Raw genomic sequence first — 15,951 nt, 5'->3', positions numbered from 1 at the left:
TGGCGCGCATGCTGCTATCAGGATAGCGCGCCATGGATTTCATGAAACTCATCAAGTCGCTCGAGGCCTTGCTGTACGAGGTCATGAGCTGGATCGTGTTCTATCCGCGCACGCTCTTCCTGTCGGTGGCTCGGCCGCTGGAATTGATGCAGTATGCCGATACGGAACTCGACGATGTGGATGAGGACCGGTATTCCGACACGCTCAGCCCGCCCATTTTCTTGGCATTGACGCTCGGACTGGCGCATCTCGTAGAGCTTTCCCATGGATGGGAGCAGCTAGAGGGAATTCTCGCAGACGAGCGCAATCTCATTGCTTTCCGGCTCGTGGCATTCGCTCTTATTCCGTTGATGTTCTCGGTCCGCCTGCTGAAGCTGCAGAATGTTGCGCTTGACCGGAACACGCTGCGCCCGCCTTTCTACGCGCAATGTTTCATCGCCGCCCCCTTCGCGCTGGTCGTGGATTTGGGTGCGATTTTTGCCCGCGATGTGCCGCTGGTGGCCGGTATCGGAATTATTGCGGCGATCGCGCGGCTGCTCGCTGTGCAGACTCGGTGGTTCATGGCCAACGGGCAATTGAGTATCGGCCGAGCGATGTGGCAGGCAGTGCGGGCTTTCGTGACCGCGCTTGCGCTGATCGTGGCGCTATCGATGTCAATGACGGCGCTGTCGGCTGCGGCCTAGAGAAACGGCTCGTAGCCCGGCGGGAGATCTCTCTCGCCGCCATCCGGATTGTTCGGCGAATGGATGCCGCATTCCACCTTGTCCCACCCGCGCCAACGGCCCGCGCGCGGATCCTCGCCGGGCAACACCTTGCTTGTGCAAGGTGAACAGCCGATCGAGGGATAGCCTTGCGCCTCGAGCGGATGGCGCGGCAAATCGTGCTTTTCGAACCAGGCTTCCAGATCGTCCTTGGTCCAGTCGCCCAGCGGATTGACCTTCATCCGGCCGTCCTCGACCTCGAAGCGCGGCAGGTTCTGACGTGTGTGCGACTGGAACGCCTTGCGGCCCGAAATCCAGCTGTCGAGGCTAGCCTTGGCGCGGTTCATCGGCTCAACCTTGCGAATGGCGCAGCAGCCATCAGGATCGAAGGACCAGCGCAGACCCTTTTCGTCCTTGGCGGCGAGGGCAGCCGGATCGGGCCGCACGACGCTGGCATTGGTGAGGCCGAGCTGCTCGATCACCTGCTTGCGATAAGCCAGCGTCTCTTCGAACATCTTCAACGTATCGACGAAGATTACGGGGATGTCCCTGTTCGCCTGCGTCACCAGATGCAGCAGGACAACCGCTTCGGTGCCGAAGCTGGATACCACGCCGACACGGCCCAGAGCGTCCTCCGCCAGCAGCGTGCGCAGCATGTCCGGCGCAGGCACGCCTGCAAAACGGGCGTTGAGGGCATCGGCATCGGCCTGCGAGAAGGCGGGCGCGGTGTCGATCCGGTCGATCTTGCGCGCCGGTTCACCCATGGCGCAGTCTCCAGATCGGCACGGCGTCGTCCGCTGCGCTCTGATAGGCATGCGGGAAACGGGCAAGTTCTGCTTCGACATCGGCTTCGTCGAGCGGCCGTTCGGGCGCGAAGGCATCGAAACCGCAGCGGCGCATGAAGGCGATCTGGTCGACCAGCACGTCTCCGACGGCGCGGATTTCGCCCCTATAGCCGGCCTCTCGCAGGGTCCGCGCCGCAGAGTAGCCGCGGCCGTCGCCAAAGGTCGGGAAATTGATTTCGACGAGGCGAATACGCGCAAGATGCGGCAGCAAGGCGCGGGCATCGTCGCCCGGCTCTATGCGAACGGCGCTGGCGTCATCCTGCTCAAGGAAAGCGTCCACTGTTACCTGCGCCGCTGGCGCCATCTCGTCATCGCGGAAGCGCAGCTGCACTTCGTCGCGCCCTGCGCCGAGGCCGCCTTCTGCCGGAAATTGCGGATCAGCCATAAAGCGCCTCCTTGAACGGCTCCATGCCGATGCGACGGTAGGTATCGAGGAAACGCTCCCCATCCTCGCGCTTGTTGAGATAAAGGTCGGCGACGGTCTCAACCGCATCGACGATGCCGTTTTCATCGAAGCCCGGGCCGGTGATCTTGGCGAGCGAGACATCTTCCGCCTCGCTTCCGCCCAGCAGTAGCTGATAGTTTTCGACGCCTTTGCGGTCCACGCCAAGAATGCCGATATGGCCGGCATGGTGGTGCCCGCAGGCATTGATGCAGCCGGAGATTTTCAGCTTCAATTCGCCCAGCGCATCGCCCTTGCCACTGGCGGCGAAGCGTTCGGAAATCTTTTGTGCCACGGGGATGGAGCGGGCATTGGCGAGGCTGCAGTAATCGAGCCCGGGGCAGGCGATAATGTCGCCGACCTGGTCGAGGTTGGGCGTGCCGAGGCCAGCTTCATCCAGCTTCTGCCAGAGTTCGTAAAGCCGACCGATTTCGACATGCGGCAGCACGATGTTTTGCGCATGGGTCACGCGGCATTCGTCGAAGCTGTAATCCTTCGCGAGCTCGGCCATCAGGTGCATCTGCTCTGCCGTGGCGTCGCCGGGAATGCCGCCGACGGGCTTCAGGCTGATCGCCGCCGAGACATAGCCCGGCTGCTTGTGCGCCGTGCAATTGCGATCGATCCAGAGAGCGAAGTCCGGATCGGCGCGGTCCGCCTTCTCTGTCAGCCCCGAACGGAAGGGTTCGTCTGCGAAATAGTTCTTTATCCGCTCAAGTTCGACGAGCGGCGGCTCGATATCCTGTTCCAGCAGATGCGCGAATTCGTGCTCCACCTGCCGGGTGAATTCTTCGGCGCCGGTTTCATGCACGAGGATTTTTATACGCGCTTTGTACTTGTTGTCGCGGCGACCGTGGCGGTTGTAGACGCGCAGGATCGCCTCGCAGTACGTCACCAGCTGGTCGAGCGGCACGAAACCGCGGATTTTGGGCGCAATCATCGGTGTGCGGCCCATGCCGCCACCGACATAGAAGGCAGCGCCCAGTTCGCCGGTTTTGTTGCGCACGATATTGATGCCGATATCATGCAGGCGCATCGCCGCCCGGTCGCGCTCCGATGCGATTACCGCGATTTTGAACTTGCGCGGCAGGTGGGCGAATTCCGGGTGGAAGCTGGACCATTGGCGCAGCAGCTCCGCATAGGGGCGCGGGTCCACCACCTCGTCTGCCGCGGCGCCGGCATATTGGTCCGAGCTGATATTGCGGATGCAATTGCCGCTGGTCTGGATGGCGTGCATCTCGACCTTGGCGAGATCGGCCAGAATGTCCGCCGCATCTTCCAGCTTGATCCAGTTATACTGGATGTTCTGCCGCGTGGTGAAATGGCCGTAGCCGCGATCGTATCTGTCGGCGATGTCGGCCAGAGCGTGCATCTGGCGGCTGGAGAGCGTGCCATAGGGTATGGCGACGCGCAGCATATAGGCGTGCAGTTGCAGGTAGAGGCCGTTCTGCAGCCGGAGCGGCTTGAACTGGTCCTCGGTCAACTTGCCATCGGTGCGGCGCTGCGCCTGGTCGCGGAATTGCGCCACACGGGCATCCACCATGGCCTGATCGTATTGGTCGTATCGGTACATCTTGTAAGTCCTAGATCACCCAGTCCCAGCCCATCTTCTGCGCGGCTTTCACCGCGAGATCGGGGCGGACGGTGGGGCCGAGCGCGCGCACGCGGTCCTTGATATGGGCTGGGCGCGGGCCGTCTGCGGTCTGCTCTGCGGCGATGGCGTAGGCGGAATTGACGCGGCGCGCGGCGCTTTCGCTGGCGATGATGCTGTCTGCTGCCTCGCCCGCATCGGCGGCGTCCGCGATGTGGAGCGACCAGCCGCTGCCATCCCACCACACGACGGCGCCTGTCAGCAGGTCGTTTCCGGTCAGGATTTTCATAGCGTCGCCTCCAGAAGAAGCGGGGCGATTGCGGCGTCTCCGCGCGCTGTGACGTGTCCGATGATGATGAGGGCCGGGCTTTGGACGGCTTCGGCCATGACAAGGTCAGGCAGGCCCGCCAGCGGACCGCGCAGCACGCGCATTTCGGGGCGGCAGGCATTCTCGACCACGGCGATGGGCATGTCGGGCGCGAGGCCGTCTGCCATCAGTTTCTCGGCGATCTGCGGCGCGGTCTTCACGCCCATATAGATGACGAGCGTCCGGCCGACCCCTGCAAGGCCGGACCAGTCCTGGTCCGACAAGCCCTTGCACTGGCCCGCCACGAAGCTGACAATGCTGGCGTCCTCCCGGTGCGTCAGGGCGATACCGCTGGCCGCAGCCGCGCCATTGGCGGCGCTGATACCGGGGACGATTTCGACTCGCACACCGGCAGCCTGCGCGGCTTCCATCTCTTCGCCGCCGCGACCGAATACGAAAGGGTCGCCCCCTTTTAGCCGCACGACATCGCGGCCGGCGAGCGCTTCATGCACCAGCAGGGCGTTAATTTCGTCCTGCGGCAGCGTGTGCTTCGACCGCTGCTTGGCGACGCTCACCAATCGCGCATCTGAGCGCGCCATGGCGAGGATGGAAGGATCGACAAGCCCGTCATGCACGATGAGCGAAGCGGTTTCGATCAGCCGCGCAGCGCGAAGCGTGAGCAGGTCGGGGCTGCCGGGGCCTGCGCCCACGAGGTGAATGGTGCCTGTTTCCATGCCCGGCCAGATGCGCCGCATGGGATGGCCTCGCCAGCGAGAATGGGTTGACCCCGCCTTAGGTCAGCTTTGCGCGCCGACTTAAGTTATTCTATTCTTTGGAATTTTTGTCTTGGACCCGTTGCGAGATGGCCGCAATCAGTTGCTGCATCTGCTCGTTGTCGCGCAAATTGAGATCGCGCTGGGGGAAGGGGATCTCGATATTGTTTTCCTGAAACAGATCCCACAGCGCGTTCAGCACTTCGGAGCGGACATTGCCCACGCCCATTTCGGGGTCGGTGATCCAGCAATGGATGATGAAATTGACGCTGCTATCGCCATATTCGCTCATCCACACAGTGGGCTTGGGCGATTGCAGCACGCGTTTGCAGCTCGCTGCCGCTTCCAGCATCAGCGCCTGCGCCAGCTTCATGTCGCAGCTATAGGATACGCCGACCGGCACCTGCATGCGCACCTTGCGGCTGGAATAGGACCAGTTCTCCACCTGGTTGATCATCAGGTTTTCGTTCGGGATGAGGTATTCGCGTTCGTCCCGCGTGGTGACGGAGACCGCGCGGATGCCGATCTTGCGGATTTGTCCGAATGTCTCGTTGCCCGCCTGGTCGGCAATGGCGATGACATCGCCCGGCTTGATGGATTTGTCCATCAGCAGGATGATGCCCGCGATCAGGTTGCCGAATGTCTTCTGCAGGCCGAAGCCGATGGCGAGGCCGAAGGCACCGGAGAACACTGCCAGTGCCGTTAGATCGATGCCCAAGAGATCGATGCCGAGCAGGAAAACGCCAGTCCAAATGATGACCGTTGCAATCTTCTCCGCCAGCAGTCGGCGGGAGGAATCGAGCTTTGTCGCGCGGCGCAGGGCGAAGCGGACCGTCTGTGTAAGCGCCCAGCCGATCAGCAGGACAAGCAGGATCACACCAATGACGATGGTCACATCCCACATCGAGATGCGCATCGAGCCGAGCGAAAGCGCCATGGCATCCAGCGTATCGACGACGCCGCCGAGTGTTTCGCTGTCGCCCGCCAGCGCTTCGCGCACATCGTCTGCCGTGCTGACGATCTCCGTTGGAGTAGGCTCGGGTGTCGGCTCTGTGGCTGGCGTGGCTTCGCCGCCGCCGGTGATGGCGTCCACCAGTGGGTCGCCCGTACTAGGCTCGGCAGGCGCTTCGGTCGGTGTATCGGGCGGTGTGGTTGCCGTCATGCCATTCCCATGCTGTCGAGACCGCGCGAAAGGTCGGCGATCAAATCGTCTGCGTCTTCTAGCCCGATAGACAGGCGCACGCCTAGCCCGCTGCCGCTATCGATCCCCGGCGGCCATGGGCGACGCGTATGGATCGGCGCGGGGTCGAAGGGGATGGCAAGGCTTTCGAACCCTCCCCAGCTATAGCCGATGCCAAACAGGTCGAGGCTGTCGATCAGGCGGCTGCGCGCGTTTGCGTCCGCACCTTTCGCCAGCACGAAGCTGAACAAACCGCAGCCGCCGGTGAAATCGCGCTGCCACAATTCGTGATCGTGCGTGCCGGGAAGAAGTGGGCAAAGCACGGCAGAAACTTCGGGTCGTTCGGACAAGAATTGTGCGACGCGGCGCGCACTTTCGGTTGCGCGCTCCAGCCGCAGCGGCATGGTTCTGAGGCCGCGCAGGGCAAGGGCGGCATCGTCCGGTGAGACGACCTGTCCCATTAATTGCGCTTGCCGCCGGATGCGTCCGATAAGCGGCTTTGCCGCAGACACGCTCCCCATCATGATATCAGAATGGCCGCCGACATGTTTGGTGAGGCTCATCACGGCGATGTCGCAGCCGCGTGCCAGAGCCGGAAATCCCAGCGGTGTTGCCCAGGTATTGTCGATGATGCTGAGAGCCTTCTGGTCATGCGCTATCGCAGCCAGCAAGGGCACGTCACAGATTTCCATTGTAAGGCTGCCCGGACTCTCCATCATCACCGCTTTCGTGCGCGGACAGAAATTCTTCGTGTAGTCATCAATATCAAGCGGATCGAAGGGGCGCGCTTCGATGTCGAACTGCTTGAGCATGCCGAGGGCGATATTGCGCGTGGGCTCATAGGCATTGTCGGGCACCAACAGCACATCGCCGGGCCGCAGCAGGGCAAGGAGGGCGCACGCGATGGCGGCAACGCCGCTGGGGAAAAGCTCCGTGCCGTCCGCCCCCGGCTCCAGCTGCGTCAAGGCATCGCAAAGCGCCCATTGCGTGGGCCCGCCGCGCCGGCCGTAATAGAAATGGCCGTCCTCGTTCGGCCTGCCGGCGAGGTGATCTGCCATGTCGTCGTAGAGATGCGTGCTGGCCCGCCATACGGGCGGATTGACCACGCCGCCGCTTTGACCCGGGACCGATGTCCATTCGCGCCGCCGACCGGCCTCGACCGCGCGCGTTGCGGGTTTATGCGGCTTGTCGCTCATGCTGGGCCTGTCGCTTTCGGTGTGGCCGGGTCTGCGCCCCATTCGCTCCAGCTGCCATCGTAGAGCGCGCCATGCGTGTGGCCGAGCAAGTAATGCGCGAATAGCACGACCGATGCCGTCACCCCGCTGCCGCAACTTGCAGCGAGCGGTTTCGCCGGGTCGATGCCTGCATTGCGGAAGACTTCCTCCAGTTCTTCCACCGGTCGGAAAGTCCCATCCTCCGTCAGCAGATCCCTGAAGAAGAGATTGCGCGCGCCGGGAATATGGCCGCCGGGCAGATCGTGCACTGCGTCAGCAGCGTCGCCGGTGAAGCGCGCGGCGTCGCGGGCATCGGCCACCTGTTCCGCGCCGCTATCGATATTCAGCAACATGTCCGCTTTCTGGCGGATCTCGCATTCCCCCACACCGGCGACAAAGCCGCTTTCTTCGAACGATGACGCGCCGTGGTCGACAATGCGTCCTTCCGCGCCCCATTTGCCGAAACCGCCGTCGAGAATAGCGACGTCCCGCCTGCCGTAATGCCGCATGATGAACCATGCCCGGCAGGAACTTCTAAGGTCCGATGCATCATAAAGCACGATGCGCGCATCGTTCGGCACTCCCAGCCTGCGCATCCGCGATTGGAACTGCGCCCGCGTGGGAATGGCCGAAGGCACTGCGCTGTGCGGATCGGCGAGAGTGGCAAGGTCGAGAAACCGCGCTCCGGGAATATGGCTGGCGATGTATTCTGCTGCCGCATCGCGCTGGGCGCCTGGCAAGTGCAAGGTGGCGTCGATCACGACAAGGTCGCCTGCATCGAGCTCGTTGGCAAGCCAGTCCGTAGTTACAAGTGGTGTCATGCCAGCGGGCGTAACCAAGCTGCGCCCCCGCGTAAACCGCCTGCCATCTTGCGGATGATGCGAACTCGCGCCATTTGGGCGGCCATGAGCGACGATCAGAAGACCACGAACCCGCTGCATCTGGGCCAGACGAGCAGCCTGCCCGCTTCGCCCGAAGAGGCCGTGCTGGACTATGTCCCAAACCCGCGCGCGGGCACGACATATCTGGTACGGTTCTCTGCGCCGGAATTCACATCGCTATGCCCCGTCACCAGCGCGCCAGACTTCGCGCATCTCGTGATCGATTATGCGCCTGCTGAAACCATCGTCGAGAGCAAGAGCCTGAAGCTGTTTCTCGGTTCCTTCCGCAACCATAATGGCTTTCATGAGGATGTGACTGTGGGCATCGGTCAGCGGCTGTTCGATGAGATGAAGCCGCAATGGCTGCGCATCGGCGGCTATTGGTATCCGCGCGGCGGCATTCCCATCGACGTATTCTGGCAAAGCGGTGCGCCGCCCGCCGATCTGTGGCTGCCCGACCAGGGCGTGCAGGGCTATCGCGGACGGGGCTAAAGGCTGAGAGCCAAACTTGCTTCCTTAACCACCGATCCTCTAAAGGCGCGGCAGACCATTTCAGGGGATCGTTTCTTATGCGCATCGTGATGATCGGCACCGGCTATGTAGGGCTCGTATCTGGAGCCTGCTTCGCCGATTTCGGGCACGATGTGGTCTGCGTGGACAAGGACCAGTCGAAGATCGACGCCTTGCTGCGCGGGGAAATTCCGATTTTCGAACCTGGGCTGGACGAACTGGTGGCCAAGAACGTGGAGGCCGGCCGCCTGTCCTTCACGCTCGACCTGCCCGAGGCGCTGCCCGGCGCGGATGCTGTGTTTATCGCGGTCGGCACGCCGAGCCGCCGCGGCGATGGCCATGCAGACCTGTCCTACGTCTATGCTGCCGCGCGGGAGATGGCGCCGCTTTTGCCCGATGGCGTGGTGGTGGTGGACAAATCCACCGTGCCCGTCGGCACGGGCGACGAGGTGGAACGCATTATCCGCGAGGAAGCGCCGGACCTTCAGTTCTCGGTCGCATCGAACCCCGAATTCCTGCGCGAAGGCGCGGCGATCGACGATTTCAAGCGGCCCGACCGCGTGGTGATCGGCGTGAATGACGAGCACGCCGAGGCGGTGCTGGAAGAAATCTATCGCCCGCTCACGCGGAACGAGAGCCCGCTGATCGCCATGAGCCGTCGCGGCGCGGAACTGACCAAATACGCTGCCAACGCTTTCCTCGCGACCAAGATCGGGTTCATCAATGAAATCGCCGATTTGTGCGAGAAAGTGGGCGCGGATGTGCGCGATGTGGCCAAGGGCATCGGCCTCGACACGCGCATCGGCAACCGTTTCCTCATGCCGGGCCCGGGCTATGGCGGCAGCTGTTTTCCCAAGGATACGCTGGCCTTGCTGAAGACCGGACAGGACTACGAAGCGCCGCTGCGGATCGTGGAAAGCGTCGTCCAGTCGAACGACCAGCGCAAGCGCTCCATGGGCCGCAAGGTCATCCAGGCGCTGGGCGGCGGCGAACAGCACGGCAAGACCGTTGCTGTGCTGGGCCTCACTTTCAAGGCCAACACCGATGACATGCGCGATTCGCCAGCCATCAGCATCGTGCAGGCGTTACAGGATGCCGGCATCGCGGTGAAAGCCTACGATCCCGAGGGCATGGAGCAGGCAAAAAAGGTGATCGACAACGTCACCTATTGCGACGGACCCTACGACGCTCTCGATGGCGCCGACGCCGCCGTGATCGTGACCGAATGGGACACGTTCCGCGCGCTCGACCTCGACCGCGTGAAGAGTTTGCTGAAAGCACCGATCCTCGTGGACCTTCGCAATCTCTACAGCCGCCACGATGTGGAGAAGCACGGTTTCACCTATGTCGGCGTGGGGCGGTAGAAAGCCTAGGTTGGCTTTTTGGTTAAAAAACATTTAGATCGGCAATCGGGGGGTCGTCTTGTTTAGACGACCGCGGCCGTTCAAAGCGTAAAAGCGCAGGCAAAGTCTGGTCGATAGCGGTCCATTGCGGAAGGAAAAGCAATGCCGACAATCGAGAACTTCGTAGAATATGCGGTGTGGCAATATGACATGGTTCGCCATGCCTTTGCCTTCACAGTAGCCGTATTCGCCGCGGGCCTGGTGTATTTCGCCATGACCGCATATCAGACACACCCCGCCTTTCGCGCCACGTCGATCATCTCCGCCGTGGTGATGGTGTCCGCCGCGCTGGAGATCGGCCAGTTGTGGATGCTGTGGAACGAGAGCTTCGCTTTCAATCCCGCGACGCAAACCTTCCAGGTTGTCGATGGAGAGCGCTTCTCCAACGGCTATCGCTACATGAACTGGATGATCGACGTCCCATTATTGATGACACAGCTTGTCGTCGTCGCCGGGTTCACGGGCGCCGCGCTGTTCAAGAAGTGGGGCCTGTTGACCTTCACCGGCATCGCCATGATCATCACCGGCTATGTCGGCCAGTATTTCGAGCCTGCTGCCGCCGGTATCGCAGGTTATGAGAACGGCGAACAGCTGTGGATCTGGGGCGCTATCTCCACCGTCTTCATGATCTGGATGATCCTGGTGCTCGCCAATGCCGTGCGCGATCCGCAGGGAGAGGCCAGCAATGAGGTGCGCAAGGGCCTGATCAACTGCTTCTGGTTCCTCGTCATCACCTGGGCCATCTACCCGATCGCCTATATGTGGCCGGTCATCGATGGCAGCGCGACGGGCGTCGTCGTTCGCCAGACGCTGTACACCGTCGCCGACGTTACCTCGAAGCTGGTCTTCGGTGTGATGCTGAGCCAGGTGGCGCTGCGCCGCTCGGCAGAGCTGGGCTACCGCGCTGCCGGTGTCGCGATGATGGTGCACACGCCCTCGCGTAACCAGCTGACCGCCGACGAGCGCGAGGAGAATGTCCTCGACGAAGACCGGAGCCGTACCGGTTCCGTCTGATCCTCGCATCGCCGCAGCCGTGATGGTTGCTGGCCTGCCAAATGAACGCGGTCGACCGGTGCGATGCCGGTCGACCGTTTCACGTGTCCGGCATAGCGCCAGCTTGATGCGGATAGCTCACATCGCGGGAACGGGCCTTTCATGTTCGCCACGCTGAAGGACTGGTTCGAGGGCCTTAACTCGGCGAAGCAGCTCCTGCTGATCTATTGCGCGATTGCAGCGATCGGCTTCGTGGCATTGCTGATCGTGGAGGGCTTCGACAGCGCTAGCCCGATCGACCACCTTTTCACCTCGGTCTCCGCCCTCACGACGACCGGGCTGACCACGCTAAGCCTTGCAGACGACTATTCCACCGCGTCCCACGTCATCGTCATGCTGCTGATCCAAATCGGCGGCATCGGCTATATGACGATCGCAACCTTCGCACTCGGAACCCTCATCACAAAAAGCCGTCGGCGTTTAAAGGATTACGAAGAAGAGACCGGGCAGGAAACCGAGCAGCAAACGCGCACCGATTTCTCACTGCCGGACGACACAAACATATATGGCTTCTGCAAGACGGTCGTGCTTTACACGCTAGGCGTGCAGGCGGTCGGCGCGGTGCTGCTCTATCTCGCGTTCCGCGCTGAAGATGTCGCGCAGCCAGTATGGTTCGCGATCTTCCACACGGTGTCCGCCTTCTGCACCGGCGGACTCGACCTATTCGGCAATAGTCTGCAAGGCTTTCTCGCAGCACCGGCCGTCCTGATGGTCATTTCGATCCTCTGCCTTCTCGGCGCTATCGGTTTTCTACTAGCATGGGACGCGCGCTGCTCGTTCCGCGAGGGACGGCTCCGCCTTTCCTATACGAACCGGGTCGTCCTGATCGTGGTTTTCGCCCTGATTGTGCCCACCACGATCATCCTCGGTCTGGGCGATGCGCGCATGGCAGGCATGCCCGATGGTCAGCGCTGGTTGGTGGCCTTTTTCGAAGCCATGACCAGTTCGACGACGGCCGGTTTCAACGTGGTGGCGACAGGCACGGTCGGACCGACGGCCTTCCTGCTGGTGATCGTCACCATGGCGCTGGGCGCGTCACCATCCGGCACGGGTGGCGGCATCAAGGTAACGACCGTGGCGACTCTCATCGCATCGACCGTTGCGGCCCTGCGGCAGAAAAAGGCCGTTCATATCCTTCACCATATTATCGAGAATGCGAAGATAAAGGCCGCCGCCGCCGTGCTGGTCTTTTACCTCACAGTGGTGGTGCTGGCGACGCTAGTGCTGACCGTTTCGGAGCCGTCAGTCCTTCTCGGCACGCTGGTGTTTGAAGTCGTCTCCGCGCTTGGCACGGTGGGCCTCAGCATGGGCGTGACGGGCGACCTTTCCGAATTCGGTAAGCTGCTGGTCATCGTGCTGATGGTGGCTGGGCGCGTGGGCGTGCTGGCTTTCGGCATCGCGCTCGTATCCTCGGCATCGGGCGAGGAAACTATTGAGGACTCCAACAAGGTCTGAGGCCGTGCCTGACGAAGTCGGGAAAATGGTGCCGGCTAGAGGATTCGAACCCCTGGCCTGATGATTACAAATCAACTGCTCTACCAACTGAGCTAAGCCGGCACTTCTCGTCAAAGCGGGTGCCCCTTTGATCGAAAGCATCGTGAAAATCCAGCCCGATCTGGCAAATTTCGCCATGGAAATGGACGCGCCGCTATGCTTGAAGGCGCGGCGGGACGATTGGGAACGCACGATGGACGCACCGACACAGGATCACCTTATCTACGAAGCCAGCCGGAAATCGACCGGTGTCGCTTACCTTCTGTGGTTCGTGCTCGGCTTTCTGGGCGCTCACCGCTTCTACCTTGGCCGCACCGGCACCGCCATCACGCAGCTGATCCTGTCCTGCACGATCATCGGTCTTATCCCGATGGTGTTCTGGTGGATCTATGACGGCGTTCGCACTGCCGGCATGGTGGAAGAAGAGAATGTCGAGATCATCCGCGAGATGCAGGCGCAAGGCCGCTTCCTGAACCCCGCGCCGGCAAGCCATGCAACGCAATTCCTTGGGGTAGACGATGATGACACGAAGGGTCTGTCGCGCCCTTCGCTCGATCCGCGCGTCGAGGAAATCCGCGCCATGCGCCGCCGCTGAGGCTCGCCTGTCAGGACACGCCGAAGGTCCAGCCTTCGGTGCGCGCGATTTCCGATGTCATGGCTGCCGGTGACCAGAGCGACGCGTCGCCGGCGACCTTGCGCAGCCAGGCGGCTGTCAGAAGCGCGTCGGTGGAATGATCGTCGACCGGCCCTTTTGCGACAACCGGCGCACTGCCTAAAACGGCTAGCGCATCATTCAACTCTTCATAGCTGCGCATCTTGGCGCGCGAAGCGCTGCGCCCGGCGGCAAGGGCCGCGATTGTGGTGTAGATCTCGACGATCACCGGTCCGGTCCTCGGCAATGGGTCGACCGGCCACACGGAAATGTCGCCACGCAAGGCGTGCAGCATCCGCATGCCGGTAAGGCTCGATTTGCCGACCTGCGCCGCGCCGACCAGGTTGAAATTGGAATAAGGTTTGCAGCCGAGCTTGCGCTGCTCTTCCTCTGCTACGCGAAAGCGGCCCTGTCCGCCTCCGAACGTCGCGCCCTCGCGTCCTCCGTGGCGGCGGAAATGGCGGCTGGCTTGCGGGTGATCGACGAAGCTGGTGGCGGCCAGATGCGGGTCGTCGGCGCAGTTGGCGTCTACGAGCGACCATAGAGATGGCGCATCGGGCGGGCTCTCGTTCCAATCGGGAAAGTAGGCGCCGCAATCGGCGTGGGGAAACCCAATGCCGAGATCGAGACCGACCAGTGAATTAGCCGGCAACGTATCTCGCAGAACCGCAATTACCTCTTCGCGGGACCAGCCACGCTCCCGCTCGACAAGGACGGGCGCTCCGCCCCGGGCGTGCGCAACCGCCATCGCAATCGCCTTGTGCGAGGCCCCCTGCGCGCCCGACCAATCGATGGCGACGAAGTATTCGAAGGCGCGTGGCAAGGTCTAAGGATAGTCCGGACATTGCGTGCCGGGCGATAGCCGCCATCCATTTTGGCGTCCGGCGACGTAGCGATCTCGCTCTGCATCAGGCAGCCGCGAATAATCGTTGTTGATCCGGCTACGGGGGACGGCGGATAGCAAGATGCAATCCTCGTTAGCCCATTCATCCACCCGCCAATCCGCATGGTAGGGCAGGAATGTGTCGACATGCAGCGGTGTGAAGGATCCGTCGCCGATTTGGTAAACCGCGAATCCCTTGAATGCGATCCGCACATCCGAGACTTCGACGAATGCCAGACGATCACCACGCGGAGAAAATACGGGCCGCGATCCGGTATCGATTGTCATTCTTCCAGCGCCGGTGTCTATCAGCGTGTAACCATAGGTGACGTAGCCGGTCCAAGCGAAGCCGATGAAGCGATCGGACAGGGCCTCCAGTGGTTCTGCGGTGATAACCCAGCCAAGGAAGGTGCAGTCCGTGCCGCCATTCGCATTTAGCGTGGCCAACCATCTGCCTGTTTGCACGGCGCGATCCGAAAAGCTGGCGGGTATTTCGAGAGAGACCGGCTCCGCCATGGGTAGCCCCCGCTCGGCTTGCAGACGCTCACAGATGGCTGGATCCGGACGATCCTGCGCATGGGCGGTGCCGGTCATAAGACCGGTTGTCGCAAGCACTAGGCATAGAGCCTTACGCAAAGTCACTCTCGCTCCCCCTTCAGCTTTTCCCAATAGTCCAGCCGCTTGGCGATTTCGCGTTCGAACCCGCGCTCTACCGGGCGGTAATAGGTTTGCGGCTCCATCTCTTCGGGCCAGTAATTGTCGCCGGAAAAGCCCTCATCCGCATCGTGATCGTAGCTGTAGCCCTTGCCGTAGCCGACATCCTTCATCAGCTTGGTCGGCGCGTTCACGATGTTCATCGGCGGCATCAGGCTGCCTGTCTCTTTCGCGCTTTTAAAGGCGGCCTTCTGCGCCTTGTAAACCGCGTTCGATTTGGGCGCGCTGGCAAGATAGAGGCAAGCTTGCACAAGCGCCAGTTCGCCTTCCGGGCTGCCGAGGAACTGGTATGCATCCTTCGCGGCGACGCATTGGGTGAGCGCCTGCGGGTCTGCGAGGCCGATATCCTCCACCGCCATGCGGATCAGGCGGCGCGCGAGGAACAGCGGTTCTTCGCCGGCGACGAGCATCCTTGCGAGATAATAGAGCGAGGCTTGCGGGTCCGACCCGCGCACCGCCTTATGCAGCGCGGAAATGAGGTTGTAGTGCCCCTCACGATCCTTGTCGTACACGGCGACGCGCCGCTGAAGGAACGCGCCCAGCTCCGCCGGGCCGAGCGGCTCCTCGATTTGCGCAGCATAGAGCGTTTCGGCCTGGTTGAGCAGGAAACGCCCGTCGCCATCGGCGCTGGCAATCAGCGCATCGCGCGCCTCGGGGGTGAGGGGCAGGGGGCCTTCCAATTCCTCGGCCCGCTCAAGCAATTTGGTCAGCGCTTCCGCATCGAGGCGATGCAGGATCAACACCTGCGCGCGGCTGAGGAGCGCGGCATTGAGTTCGAAACTGGGATTTTCGGTGGTCGCGCCCACCAGCGTCACCAGACCGCGTTCCACGAAAGGCAGGAAGCCATCCTGCTGCGCGCGGTTGAAGCGGTGAATTTCGTCCACGAATAGCAGCGTGCGCTGGCCAGCCTTTTGCGCCGTTTCGGCAGCAGCAAAGGCTTTCTTCAGGTCCGCCACGCCGCTGAAAACCGCGCTCACGGCTTCGTAGCGCATGCCTACCTCGGCGGCGAGCAGGCGGGCGATGCTGGTCTTCCCGGTGCCGGGCGGCCCCCAAAGGACCATGCTGGAGAGCCTGCCGGCAGCCACCATCCTTCCGATCGCGCCAATCGGCCCCGTCAGGTGCTCCTGCCCGATCACCTCGCTCAAAGCGCGCGGGCGCAGCCGGTCGGCGAGCGGAGCATCCTCGCGCAACGTTTCGGGCGGCGTCTGGGGCAGGTCATCGGCAAACAGGTCGGCCATGGCAGCCTATGTAGCGGTGGCGGCGCAAATTGCGACACCTCCTGCATCTTGCATGCGCCAAGATATATCTTAG

At 62.3% G+C, this 15,951-nt stretch carries 17 protein-coding genes and 1 tRNA gene; 6 read left to right on the top strand and 12 right to left on the bottom strand.

Annotated features, from left to right (window positions below):
• The first annotated feature begins 32 nt into the window (after positions 1-32).
• The gene (locus BMF35_RS00800) at positions 33-683 is read left to right on the top strand and encodes a hypothetical protein (RefSeq protein ID WP_047006285.1); all 651 of its coding nucleotides are present in this window, start codon (positions 33-35) and stop codon (positions 681-683) included.
• Here the strand turns inward: BMF35_RS00800 and BMF35_RS00795 are convergent.
• From BMF35_RS00795 to BMF35_RS00760, 8 genes are all read right to left on the bottom strand, one after another.
• Entirely contained in the window at positions 680-1,465 is a 786-nt protein-coding gene (locus BMF35_RS00795) for a phosphoadenylyl-sulfate reductase (RefSeq protein WP_047006284.1), read from the bottom strand. The genes BMF35_RS00800 and BMF35_RS00795 overlap by 4 nt on opposite strands.
• Positions 1,458-1,931 (bottom strand): DUF934 domain-containing protein, encoded by a 474-nt coding sequence (locus tag BMF35_RS00790; RefSeq protein WP_047006283.1) that lies wholly within the window; start codon positions 1,929-1,931, stop codon positions 1,458-1,460. The genes BMF35_RS00795 and BMF35_RS00790 overlap by 8 nt, the downstream gene beginning before the upstream one ends.
• A complete protein-coding gene (locus BMF35_RS00785) occupies positions 1,924-3,558 on the bottom strand; it encodes a nitrite/sulfite reductase (protein ID WP_047006282.1) in 1,635 nt (544 codons plus the stop codon). The genes BMF35_RS00790 and BMF35_RS00785 overlap by 8 nt, the downstream gene beginning before the upstream one ends.
• Before the next feature lie 10 nt (positions 3,559-3,568).
• Complete coding sequence (locus BMF35_RS00780) at positions 3,569-3,865, bottom strand: DUF2849 domain-containing protein (RefSeq protein WP_047006281.1); 297 nt, start codon at positions 3,863-3,865, stop codon at positions 3,569-3,571.
• On the bottom strand, positions 3,862-4,638 hold the full coding sequence (cobA, locus tag BMF35_RS00775; RefSeq protein ID WP_047006280.1) for a uroporphyrinogen-III C-methyltransferase: 777 nt from the start codon (positions 4,636-4,638) through the stop codon (positions 3,862-3,864). The genes BMF35_RS00780 and cobA overlap by 4 nt, the downstream gene beginning before the upstream one ends.
• 70 nt (positions 4,639-4,708) lie before the next feature.
• Positions 4,709-5,818: a mechanosensitive ion channel family protein gene (locus BMF35_RS00770; RefSeq protein WP_047006279.1), complete on the bottom strand. Its 1,110-nt coding sequence runs from the start codon at positions 5,816-5,818 to the stop codon at positions 4,709-4,711.
• Positions 5,815-7,074, bottom strand: coding sequence for a cystathionine beta-lyase (gene metC / locus BMF35_RS00765; RefSeq protein ID WP_082115607.1), 1,260 nt, complete (start codon positions 7,072-7,074; stop codon positions 5,815-5,817). Before metC ends, BMF35_RS00770 begins: the two co-directional genes overlap by 4 nt.
• On the bottom strand, positions 7,029-7,871 hold the full coding sequence (locus tag BMF35_RS00760) for a sulfurtransferase (protein WP_047006277.1): 843 nt from the start codon (positions 7,869-7,871) through the stop codon (positions 7,029-7,031). Before BMF35_RS00760 ends, metC begins: the two co-directional genes overlap by 46 nt.
• Before the next feature lie 84 nt (positions 7,872-7,955).
• Here BMF35_RS00760 and queF point away from each other — a divergent pair, with 84 nt between their 5' ends.
• The 4 genes from queF (at position 7,956) to BMF35_RS00740 (ending at position 12,352) form a co-directional block, all read left to right on the top strand.
• On the top strand, positions 7,956-8,423 hold the full coding sequence (gene queF / locus BMF35_RS00755) for a preQ(1) synthase (protein ID WP_047006276.1): 468 nt from the start codon (positions 7,956-7,958) through the stop codon (positions 8,421-8,423).
• Between the two features lie 77 nt (positions 8,424-8,500).
• Positions 8,501-9,805 carry a UDP-glucose dehydrogenase family protein gene (locus BMF35_RS00750; RefSeq protein ID WP_047006275.1) on the top strand — a complete coding sequence of 435 codons (1,305 nt, stop codon included), beginning with the start codon at positions 8,501-8,503 and terminating at the stop codon, positions 9,803-9,805.
• Positions 9,806-9,946: 141 nt separating this feature from the next.
• Positions 9,947-10,858, top strand: a complete 912-nt coding sequence (locus tag BMF35_RS00745; RefSeq protein WP_047006274.1) for a bacteriorhodopsin — start codon at positions 9,947-9,949, stop codon at positions 10,856-10,858.
• Between the two features lie 141 nt (positions 10,859-10,999).
• Positions 11,000-12,352, top strand: coding sequence for a TrkH family potassium uptake protein (locus BMF35_RS00740; protein ID WP_047006273.1), 1,353 nt, complete (start codon positions 11,000-11,002; stop codon positions 12,350-12,352).
• A 26-nt stretch (positions 12,353-12,378) separates the two neighbouring features.
• Here the strand turns inward: BMF35_RS00740 and BMF35_RS00735 are convergent.
• Positions 12,379-12,454: transfer RNA gene (locus BMF35_RS00735), tRNA-Thr, on the bottom strand.
• Positions 12,455-12,479: 25 nt separating this feature from the next.
• Between BMF35_RS00735 and BMF35_RS00730 the strand changes: the two genes are divergently transcribed.
• Positions 12,480-12,986 (top strand): TM2 domain-containing protein, encoded by a 507-nt coding sequence (locus BMF35_RS00730; RefSeq protein WP_064971399.1) that lies wholly within the window; start codon positions 12,480-12,482, stop codon positions 12,984-12,986.
• 10 nt (positions 12,987-12,996) lie between these two features.
• On the opposite strand, the gene BMF35_RS00725 is transcribed toward BMF35_RS00730, so the two are convergent.
• The 3 genes from BMF35_RS00725 to BMF35_RS00715 are packed head-to-tail and all read right to left on the bottom strand — an operon-like array spanning position 12,997 to position 15,878.
• Positions 12,997-13,866 carry a hypothetical protein gene (locus BMF35_RS00725; protein WP_047006272.1) on the bottom strand — a complete coding sequence of 290 codons (870 nt, stop codon included), beginning with the start codon at positions 13,864-13,866 and terminating at the stop codon, positions 12,997-12,999.
• Between the two features lie 3 nt (positions 13,867-13,869).
• The gene (locus BMF35_RS00720) at positions 13,870-14,520 is read right to left on the bottom strand and encodes a hypothetical protein (RefSeq protein WP_047006271.1); all 651 of its coding nucleotides are present in this window, start codon (positions 14,518-14,520) and stop codon (positions 13,870-13,872) included.
• A 44-nt stretch (positions 14,521-14,564) separates the two neighbouring features.
• The gene (locus BMF35_RS00715) at positions 14,565-15,878 is read right to left on the bottom strand and encodes a replication-associated recombination protein A (protein WP_047006270.1); all 1,314 of its coding nucleotides are present in this window, start codon (positions 15,876-15,878) and stop codon (positions 14,565-14,567) included.
• Positions 15,879-15,951: the final 73 nt, after the last annotated feature.

Origin of the sequence: Aurantiacibacter gangjinensis, from assembly GCF_001886695.1 — a bacterium.
In the GTDB taxonomy this organism is placed as follows: domain Bacteria; phylum Pseudomonadota; class Alphaproteobacteria; order Sphingomonadales; family Sphingomonadaceae; genus Alteraurantiacibacter; species Alteraurantiacibacter gangjinensis.
The sequence above is the reverse complement of the archived record's forward strand: the minus strand, read 5'-3'. Positions and strand labels throughout refer to the sequence as shown.